The following is a 9,394-nucleotide window of genomic DNA, read 5'->3' as shown; positions in this document are numbered from 1 at the left end:
CGATCAGCCGCAGGGCACGCATGCGTGCGTGCCCTGCGGCTGATCGTGTGATGTGCACGTGTCCTGTCGTTCCTGCGGTGCGGCCGTCCGCGGCCGTGCGGTCCGTGCCCGTACTCCGCCGCGACCGGAGCAGAAACGTTCCTTCAGTTGTCCTGGGCGGCACTTCCGCTGCTGGATGACGTCGACATCGCCCGGTTGTTCCGCGCCCGCCCCATGAGTTCCTCGCGCTCGTCCTCGGTCAGGCCGCCCCACACGCCGTACGGCTCGCGCACCGCCAGGGCGTGTGCCGCGCATTCCGCACGGACCGGGCACCTCATGCAGACCTCCTTGGCCGAGTTCTCTCGAGCGCTCCGAGCCGCCCCGCGCTCGCCCTCGGGATGGAAGAAGAGCGAGCTGTCCACTCCACGGCAGGCAGCCAGCAGCTGCCAATCCCACAGGTCCGCGTTCGGTCCGGGAAGGCGGGAGAAATCTGCCATTGCGTGACCCCTTGTAGCCGTTCGTGGCGGATACGGTGCCAACGACCGTACATCTCCGGTCTAAGGAGATGAAAATATGACTCATTGAGAATCTAGCCCTAGACACCGGTAAACGGGAAGAAAAGGGGCTAAATGGGGCATACCTTGTGATGAAAAGTTGAGGGTCCGACGTTCATGTCTGCGCTGTGTCCGCTCCCTCACGTAGAGTGCCGAAGACGGCGTACAGCCCGTAACCCTTTCGAGTGACCGTCGTTGAGAGTGCGGAGGCGGTTGAAAGCACAAGTGCTCGGGCGGGCGTCCGAGACGGTCGACCGCACAGGTGACGATTTCGTACCAGCCTGGAGGCTCAAGGTGACGCGCATCAGCTGCGGAGGACGGCCATGACATCCGTCCTCGTCTGCGACGACTCCCCGCTTGCCCGAGAAGCGCTGCGCCGCGCGGTGGCGACCGTGCCCGGCGTCGAGCGCGTGACGACGGCGGCCAACGGCGAGGAAGTTCTCCGCCGCTGGGGCGCCGACCGCTCCGATCTCATCCTCATGGATGTGCGCATGCCCGGACTGGGCGGCGTCGAGACGGTTCGGCGCCTGCTGTCCGCGGACCCCGGCGCGCGCATCATCATGCTCACCGTCGCCGAGGACCTCGACGGTGTGGCGCTCGCCGTGGCCGCCGGCGCACGTGGCTATCTGCACAAGGACGCTTCCCGCGCGGAGCTCCGAGCCACGGTGACGCAGGCCCTCGCCGATCCCACCTGGAGACTCGCCCCGCGCCGGCTGCGCTCGGCGGAGATGGGCGCCGCGCCCACGCTCACGGCGCGTGAGATCCAGGTCCTGGAGGGCATGAGCCACGGCCGCTCGAACGCGGAGATCGGCCGTGAGCTGTTCCTCTCCGAGGACACGGTCAAGACCCATGCCCGCCGCCTGTTCAAGAAGCTCGGCGCCTCGGACCGCGCGCACGCGGTGGCGCTCGGCTTCCGATGGGGCCTGGTCCGCTAGGGACAGGCCCGGAGGATCCGCAAGACCCCGGATCCGGGCCGGCGCACCGGGCCGCCCGACGGCGGCGGAGACCGGCCGGCCAGGACCGGGGAAGACGCGACGGCACCCCCACGCCCGGTGGCGGCGTGGGGGAGCGTCGGTCGTACGAGGGTGCGCCCTGCGCTGCGGCGCCGCGAGGGACGCCGGCGGGAGGCGGGTGCCCCCGCCCCGCACACGACGCCGGCCGGTGCCGGCGGCCGCCGTGCGGCCCCGGCGCCCGCCGGGCACACGCGGACACGGCTCGGCCGTCCGGGCGGGTGGCGAACACTGCCGACAAGGCCGCCGGCCGGCAGGGCATCGGCGGGCGCGGCAGAGGACCGCATGCCGTGCGGTGGGGGGTGGCACGGCGCGGCACGGCACCGGTGACAATCGATGACACCCGTCGAGGTGCGTGCGCGGCCCATTACCTCATCGCGCCGCCGGTGGCAAAGCGGCCCGCCGGTGCCCGCTGCTCGTTCCGGCGGGGATGACGCATGCTTGAGGTGTGGAGTTCTCGCGGACGAGTCGGTCGAGCGGAAGGGGAGGGCGCAGGGGATGAGCTTCGGCGCACCTGCTCATAACGCTTCGGTGCACAACCACCGAGGCGGTGCCACGGATCGGACGACGCCAAGGCACCATGGACCGATGCGCGACGACCAGGCGGCACTGGCCCAGGGGGCGATCGGTGCACTCGTCCACCGCGCCGTCGACGGCGACGAACAGGCCACCCACGACCTGCTCGCCCGCGTTCATCCGCTCGCGCTGCGCTACTGCCGCACCCGGCTGTCCCGGCTCCCGGGCGACGCACGTCACTTCGTGGAGGACCTCGCCCAGGAGGTCTGCGTCGCCGTTCTGCTCGCCCTGCCGCGCTACAAGGACACCGGCCGCCCTTTCGAGGCATTCGTCTTCGCCATCGCCGCCCACAAGGTCGCCGATCTGCAGCGTGCCGCCATGCGGCACCCGGGCTCCACGGCCGTGCCCTCGGACGAGATGCCCGAGCGTGCGGACGACTCCCTGGGACCCGAGGAACGCGCCCTGCTCAGCAGCGACGCCGAGTGGGCCAAGAAACTGCTGGCCAACCTGCCGGAGCACCAGCGGGAGCTGCTGCTTCTGCGGATCGCGGTGGGGCTGACGGCGGAGGAGACCGGACAGATGCTGGGCATGTCACCGGGCGCGGTCCGGGTGGCCCAGCACCGTGCGCTGAGCCGTCTGCGCGCCCTGGCCGGACAGTAGGCACCGCCATGCCGGGCAGCGGGCACCGTTCACCGGGACCGGCCCGGCCCACGGGCGCCCCGGTGGCCGAACCGGCGGTGCGGCGGTTCCGTGCGCATCTGCGGACATCTGCGTGCACATCCGCATACGCGTCCGTGCGAACGCACAAGGGCCGAAGCGTTCCGGAACCGTGGAATGAGACAGCCGTGCTTGCCGTTAGCATGGACATCCGCACCGATCAAGGCCATTTGGGGAAGGTGTCATGACTGCCAACGTCGACGGAGTGCCCGAGAAATTCGCGACACTCGGGTTGACCTACGACGACGTGCTGCTGCTGCCGGGCCCGTCGGACATGGCGCCCGACGAGATCGACACCACCTCGTACGTCTCCAAGAACGTGCGGCTCAACATCCCGCTGCTGTCCGCGGCCATGGACAAGGTGACCGAGTCGCGCATGGCGATCGCGATGGCCCGCCAGGGCGGCATCGGGGTGCTGCACCGCAACCTGTCCATCGAGGAGCAGGTCAACCAGGTCGACCTGGTCAAGCGCTCCGAGTCCGGCATGGTGGCCAACCCCATCACGATCCACCCGGAGGCCACGCTCGCCGAGGCCGACGCGCTGTGCGCCAAGTTCCGCATCAGCGGCGTCCCCGTCACGGACCCCTCCGGCAAGCTGGTGGGCATCGTCACCAACCGGGACATGGCCTTCGAGCCCGACCGCTCGCGCCGGGTCAGCGAGGTCATGACACCGATGCCGCTGGTCACCGGCAAGGTGGGCATCTCCCGCGCGGAGGCCATGGAGCTGCTGCGCCGGCACAAGATCGAGAAGCTGCCGCTGGTCGACGACGAGGGCATCCTCAAGGGCCTGATCACCGTCAAGGACTTCGTCAAGGCCGAGCAGTACCCCAACGCCGCCAAGGACGCCAAGGGGCGGCTGCTGGTCGGCGCGGCGGTCGGGGTGACCGGTGACGCCTTCGAGCGGGCCCAGGCCCTGATCGAGGCGGGCGTCGACCTCATCGTCGTGGACACCGCGCACGGTCACTCCCGGCTGGTCGGCGAGATGGTCGCCAAGATCAAGTCGAACTCGTCCGCGGTCGACGTCATCGGCGGCAACGTGGCCACCCGCGAGGGCGCCCAGGCCCTGGTCGACGCGGGTGCCGACGGCATCAAGGTCGGGGTCGGCCCCGGCTCCATCTGCACCACCCGCGTGGTCGCCGGCGTCGGCGTCCCGCAGGTCACCGCCATCTACGAGGCCTCGCTGGCCGCCAAGGAGGCCGGTGTCCCGGTCATCGGCGACGGCGGTCTGCAGTACTCCGGCGACATCGCCAAGGCCCTGGTCGCCGGCGCCGACACGGTGATGCTGGGCTCGCTGCTGGCCGGCTGCGAGGAGTCCCCGGGCGAGCTGCAGTTCATCAACGGCAAGCAGTACAAGTCCTACCGCGGCATGGGCTCGCTCGGCGCCATGCGCTCCCGCGGCGACCGCAAGTCGTTCTCCAAGGACCGCTACTTCCAGGAGGGCGTCGCCTCCGACGAGCAGCTGATCCCCGAGGGCATCGAGGGCCAGGTGCCCTACCGCGGCCCGCTGGCCTCGGTCGTCCACCAGCTGGTCGGCGGTCTGCGCCAGTCGATGTTCTACGTCGGCGGCAGGACCATTCCCGAGCTGCAGGCCAAGGGCCGCTTCGTGCGGATCACCTCGGCGGGGCTGAAGGAGTCCCACCCGCACGACATCCAGATGACGGTCGAGGCGCCGAACTACAGCAGCAAGCAGTGACGCCCGCGCACGTGTGAGGCACGTCCGGCGTCCGGTCGAGGGCGGCTCCGGTTGCTCCGGGGCCGCCCTCGCCATGGGGGTCGGCGATACTGGAAGACGCCGCAACGCATCAGGGAAAGGCCACCAACGTGACTGAGATCGAGATCGGGCGCGGCAAGCGCGGCCGCAGGGCGTACGCCTTCGACGACATCGCGATCGTCCCCAGCCGCCGCACGCGGGACCCGGAGGAGGTCTCGATCGCCTGGCAGATCGACGCCTACCGTTTCGAGCTGCCTTTCCTGGCCGCCCCCATGGACTCGGTCGTCTCCCCGGCCACCGCCATCCGCATCGGTGAGCTGGGCGGCCTGGGCGTGCTCAACCTCGAGGGCCTGTGGACGCGCTACGAGGACCCGCAGCCGCTGCTCGACGAGATCGCCGAGCTGCCCGCCGACTCCGCCACCCGCCGGCTGCAGGAGATCTACTCCGCCCCCATCAAGGAGGAGCTGATCGGCGAGCGCATCAAGGAGGTGCGCGACTCCGGTGTGGTCACCGCCGCCGCGCTCTCCCCGCAGCGCACGGCCCAGTTCTCCAAGGCCGTCGTCGACGCGGGCGTGGACATCTTCGTCATCCGCGGCACGACGGTCTCGGCCGAGCACGTCTCCTCCTCGCACGAGCCGCTGAACCTGAAGCAGTTCATCTACGAGCTCGACGTCCCGGTGATCGTCGGCGGCTGCGCCAGCTACACCGCGGCCCTGCACCTGATGCGCACCGGTGCGGCCGGCGTCCTGGTCGGCTTCGGCGGCGGCGCCGCGCACACCACGCGCAATGTGCTGGGCATCCAGGTCCCGATGGCCACGGCGGTCGCCGATGTGGCCGCCGCCCGCCGCGACTACATGGACGAGTCCGGCGGCCGGTACGTGCACGTGATCGCGGACGGCGGCGTCGGCTGGTCCGGCGACCTGCCCAAGGCGATCGCCTGCGGCGCGGACGCCGTGATGATGGGCTCCCCGCTGGCCCGTGCCACGGACGCGCCCGGCAGGGGCCACCACTGGGGCATGGAGGCCGTCAACGCGGAGCTGCCGCGCGGCAAGAAGGTCGACCTGGGCACGGTCGGCACGATCGAGGAGATCCTCACGGGCCCCTCGCACACCCCCGACGGCTCCATGAACTTCTTCGGTGCGCTGCGCCGGGCGATGGCCACCACCGGCTACAGCGAGCTGAAGGAGTTCCAGCGGGTCGAGGTCACGGTGGGGGACGCGCAGCACAAGCGGTAGCCCACGACGTTCGTCCCGGGGCCCGGCCGCCCGCCCGTGCGGGTGACCGGGCCCCTTCGCGCATGCCCGGGCGGGGCGTGGTGCCCCATGGCGCGCGGCGGGGGTGTTTCCGGCGGCCGAGGGGTCCGTACGGGCCGTGCGGCCTCTTTCACGGCCGTGCACGCCCCTCGTGTCACAGCCGGTGCGCCGCTCCCGTGGGCGCCGCCCCTCGTGTGTCCAGCAGCAGCTGTGCCTTGACCGACAGCCCCTGCAGGTCGTACGTGCGGTGGTGCTGGAGCAGGATCGTCAGGTCGGCGTCCGCCACCGCCTCGTACAGGGAGTCCGCGCGGGGGACGGGCCGGTCCAGGACGCTCCAGGCGGGCACGTACGGGTCGTGGTAGCTGACCGACGCGCCGAGCCCCAGCAGCCGGACGGCGATCTCCTCGGCGGGGGTGCCCTGGAGATCGGCGAGGTCGGGCTTGTAGGTGACGCCCAGCAGAAGGACACGGGCGCCCCGGGCCGACTTGCCGTGCTCGTTCAGGAGCGTGGCGGCCCGCTGCACGACATAGCCGGGCATACGGCTGTTGACCTGCTGGGCGAGCTCCACCATGCGCAGGCCGCGGCTCGTCGGGCCGGCCAGGTCCTGGGGGACGCCGTGGCCGCCGACGCCGGGGCCGGGGCGGAAGGCCTGGAAGCCGAACGGCTTGGTCTCCGCGCAGCGGACCACGTCCCACAGGTCGACGCCGAGGTCGTGGCAGAGGACGGCCATCTCGTTGACGAGGGCGATGTTGACGTGCCGGTAGTTGGTCTCCAGGAGCTGGACCGTCTCGGCCTCCCGCAGCCCGCGCGCGCGGACCACCTTGTCGGTGAGCCGGCCGTAGAACGCGGCGGCCGACTCGGTGCAGGCCGGGGTCAGCCCGCCGATCACCTTGGGGGTGTTGGCGGGGGTGAAGACGCGGTTGCCGGGGTCGACGCGACTGGGGGAGTAGGCGAGGTGGAAGTCGCGGCCCGCCCGGAGACCGGAGCCCTCCTCCAGCAGGGGCCGCAGGAGGTCCTCCGTGGTCCCGGGGTGCACGGGGGACTCCAGGATCACGGTGGTGTGCGGGCGCAGATGCCCGGCGAGCGTACGGGCGGCGGCCTCCACCTGGCCCAGGTCGAGACCGCCGTCCGCGCCGCGCGGGGTGGCCGCACAGATCACCACGGTGCGCACCCGGCCGAGCTCGGCCGGGTTGGCGGTCGGCCGGAAGCCCCCCGAGAGCATCCGGCGCAGTTCGGCGGGGCTGACCGCACCGGACTCCTCCCCGGCGCGATACCCCAGGGTCGGAATGCCGGCGGCGACGGCGGCCTGGGCCAGGGGCAGGCCGAGAGGACCGAGTCCGATGACGGCGAGATCTGCGGGCATGGCGTGGGCCGTCCTTCCCAGTAACCGAGGCGTGGCAGAGACGCAAGTCCTGTGGACAGGACGAGCGAGCGCAATGTCAGACTAGGAGTAAATATGACCGTTTTGCGGGATTGACCAGCGTGTTTCTCGGTGAGTCGAGGCGGTTGTCCACAGGCTGGGGGGCGACTGGTGGCTGAAGACGGGCAATCCCGTCAGAATTTGGGCAGAAGCAGGAGGTGAGGGAACGGCACGGGAGGACCACGGAGCACCACAGGGGCAGGGGGGGACGGGAACGGGCTTCGCCGACGGGTGCGGCCGGCGCGACCGACAGCGGGAGGCAGCGGTGAGGACAGCGACACTGGGGCCGGCGCAGCGCGCCGAGTCCCTGGCGGGAATGGCCGAGCGGGAGCTGGACATCCTGGTCGTGGGCGGAGGCGTGGTCGGCGCGGGCACGGCCCTGGACGCCGTCACCCGTGGTCTGTCCACCGGCATCGTGGAGGCGCGCGACTGGGCGTCGGGCACCTCCAGCCGCTCCAGCAAGCTGATACACGGCGGACTGCGCTATCTGGAGATGCTCGACTTCGCGCTCGTCCGTGAGGCGCTGAAGGAACGCGGCCTGCTGCTGGAGCGCCTCGCCCCCCACCTGGTCCGGCCGGTGCCGTTCCTCTACCCGTTGCGGCACCGGGGCTGGGAGCGCCTGTACGCCGGCTCCGGCGTCGCCCTCTACGACGCCATGTCGCTGGCCCGCGGCCACGGCCGGGGCCTGCCCCTGCACCGCCACCTGACCCGCCGTCACGCCCTGCGGGTCGCCCCCTGCCTGAAGAAGGACGCCCTGGTCGGCGCCCTGCAGTACTACGACGCCCAGGTGGACGACGCCCGCTTCGTGACCGCCCTGGTGCGCACCGCGGTGTCGTACGGCGCGAAGGCCGCCAACCGTGCGCGCGTCACCGGGTTCCTGCGCGAGGGCGAGCGGGTCGTCGGCGCCCGGGTGCGGGACGTGGAGAGCGGCGACGAGTACGAGATCCGCGCCAAGCAGGTCGTCAACGCCACCGGGGTGTGGACCGACGACACCCAGGCGATGGTGGGCGAGCGCGGCCAGTTCCACGTCCGCGCCTCCAAGGGCATCCACCTCGTCGTGCCCAGGGACCGCATCAACTCCGCCACCGGGCTGATCCTGCGCACCGAGAAGTCCGTCCTGTTCGTGATCCCCTGGGGCCGGCACTGGATCATCGGCACCACCGACACCGACTGGGACCTCGACAAGGCCCACCCGGCCGCCTCCAGCGCCGACATCGACTATCTGCTGCAGCGCGTGAACTCGGTCCTCGCGGTGCCGCTCGGCCGCGACGACGTGGAGGGCGTGTACGCCGGACTCAGGCCGCTGCTGGCCGGCGAGTCCGAGGCCACCAGCAAGCTGTCGCGCGAACACACCGTGGCCCACCCGGTGCCGGGCCTGGTCGTGGTCGCGGGCGGCAAGTACACGACGTACCGGGTGATGGCCAAGGACGCCGTGGACGAGGCGGTGCACGGCCTCGACATGCGGGTCGCCGACTGCGTCACCGAGGAGATACCGCTGTTCGGCGCCGAGGGCTACCCCGCCCTGTGGAACGCACGGGCGCGCATCGCCGCCCAGTACGGCCTCCATGTGGTGCGGGTGGAGCACCTGCTCAGGCGGTACGGGTCGGCGGCCCGGGAGGTGCTGGCCCTCATCGCCGAGGAGCCCGCGCTGGGCGCGCCCCTGCGGGCCGCCGACGACTATCTGCGCGCCGAGATCGTCTACGCCGCCTCCCACGAGGGCGCACGGCACCTGGACGACGTGCTGACCCGGCGGACCCGCATCTCCATCGAGACCTTCGACCGGGGCACGCGCAGCGCCCGGGAGGCCGCCGAGCTGATGGCACCGGTCCTGGGCTGGGACAAGGAGCAGATCGAACGCGAGGTCGAGCACTACGAGAAGCGGGTGGAGGCCGAGCGGGAGTCGCAGCGCCAGCCCGACGACCTGACGGCCGACGCGGCCCGGCTGGGAGCGCCGGACATCGTGCCGTCGTAAGGAAGGGCCTCGGGCCCGTCTCCGGCCCGTCCCCGAGCCGTCCTCCAGGGTGTCCCCGGGCCGTCTCGGGGTGTCCCGGGCCGTCCGGGGGCGCCCGCAGACCGCCCGCGGATGTCCTGTGAGGGCCGCTCAGGCGGCCTGCACCGGATCTGCGTCACAGCGGATCGCGGCACGGCCCCGCCCTTTTGCGGCCGGCGCGGTGCGGGGTATGGACCGAATGGTCCGAAGGATCGGCACCTAGTTGTATTGCCCTGAGAGGTTA

The 9,394-nt window shown here is 71.5% G+C and carries 7 protein-coding genes; 5 read left to right on the top strand and 2 right to left on the bottom strand.

Annotated elements, in window-relative coordinates; translation table 11 throughout:
• Window positions 1–143: 143 nt before the first annotated feature.
• Window positions 144–476 (bottom strand): WhiB family transcriptional regulator, encoded by a 333-nt coding sequence (locus tag CCN35_RS24635; protein ID WP_067397110.1) that lies wholly within the window; start codon window positions 474–476, stop codon window positions 144–146.
• Window positions 477–856: 380 nt separating this feature from the next.
• On the opposite strand from CCN35_RS24635, the gene CCN35_RS24630 reads away from it, so the two are divergent.
• From CCN35_RS24630 to CCN35_RS24615, 4 genes are all read left to right on the top strand, one after another.
• Window positions 857–1,468 (top strand): response regulator transcription factor, encoded by a 612-nt coding sequence (locus tag CCN35_RS24630; RefSeq protein WP_003948568.1) that lies wholly within the window; start codon window positions 857–859, stop codon window positions 1,466–1,468.
• Between the two features lie 663 nt (window positions 1,469–2,131).
• Window positions 2,132–2,719 (top strand): sigma-70 family RNA polymerase sigma factor, encoded by a 588-nt coding sequence (locus CCN35_RS24625; RefSeq protein WP_067397111.1) that lies wholly within the window; start codon window positions 2,132–2,134, stop codon window positions 2,717–2,719.
• 241 nt (window positions 2,720–2,960) lie between these two features.
• Entirely contained in the window at window positions 2,961–4,469 is a 1,509-nt protein-coding gene (gene guaB / locus CCN35_RS24620) for an IMP dehydrogenase (protein WP_067397112.1), read from the top strand.
• Window positions 4,470–4,597: 128 nt separating this feature from the next.
• On the top strand, window positions 4,598–5,722 hold the full coding sequence (locus CCN35_RS24615) for a GuaB3 family IMP dehydrogenase-related protein (RefSeq protein WP_067397113.1): 1,125 nt from the start codon (window positions 4,598–4,600) through the stop codon (window positions 5,720–5,722).
• 172 nt (window positions 5,723–5,894) lie between these two features.
• Here the strand turns inward: CCN35_RS24615 and CCN35_RS24610 are convergent, their stop codons facing one another.
• The gene (locus CCN35_RS24610; RefSeq protein WP_067397114.1) at window positions 5,895–7,103 is read right to left on the bottom strand and encodes a nucleotide sugar dehydrogenase; all 1,209 of its coding nucleotides are present in this window, start codon (window positions 7,101–7,103) and stop codon (window positions 5,895–5,897) included.
• 322 nt (window positions 7,104–7,425) lie between these two features.
• Here CCN35_RS24610 and CCN35_RS24605 point away from each other — a divergent pair, with 322 nt between their 5' ends.
• Window positions 7,426–9,132 (top strand): glycerol-3-phosphate dehydrogenase/oxidase, encoded by a 1,707-nt coding sequence (locus CCN35_RS24605; protein ID WP_086794387.1) that lies wholly within the window; start codon window positions 7,426–7,428, stop codon window positions 9,130–9,132.
• The last annotated feature ends 262 nt before the right edge of the window (window positions 9,133–9,394 follow it).

Origin of the sequence: Streptomyces thermovulgaris (genome assembly GCF_002155915.1) — a bacterium.
Lineage (GTDB): Bacteria > Actinomycetota > Actinomycetes > Streptomycetales > Streptomycetaceae > Streptomyces > Streptomyces thermovulgaris.
This window is presented reverse-complemented; position numbering and strand designations above follow the sequence as displayed.

What these genes read in the sequence shown, in the direction of transcription:
- CCN35_RS24635 (WP_067397110.1), bottom strand. Translation starts at nt 476, where the DNA reads ATGGCAGATTTCTCCCGCCTTCCCGGACCGAACGCGGACCTGTGGGAT.
- CCN35_RS24630 (WP_003948568.1), top strand. Translation starts at nt 857, where the DNA reads ATGACATCCGTCCTCGTCTGCGACGACTCCCCGCTTGCCCGAGAAGCG.
- CCN35_RS24625 (WP_067397111.1), top strand. Translation starts at nt 2,132, where the DNA reads ATGCGCGACGACCAGGCGGCACTGGCCCAGGGGGCGATCGGTGCACTC.
- guaB (WP_067397112.1), top strand. Translation starts at nt 2,961, where the DNA reads ATGACTGCCAACGTCGACGGAGTGCCCGAGAAATTCGCGACACTCGGG.
- CCN35_RS24610 (WP_067397114.1), bottom strand. Translation starts at nt 7,103, where the DNA reads ATGCCCGCAGATCTCGCCGTCATCGGACTCGGTCCTCTCGGCCTGCCC.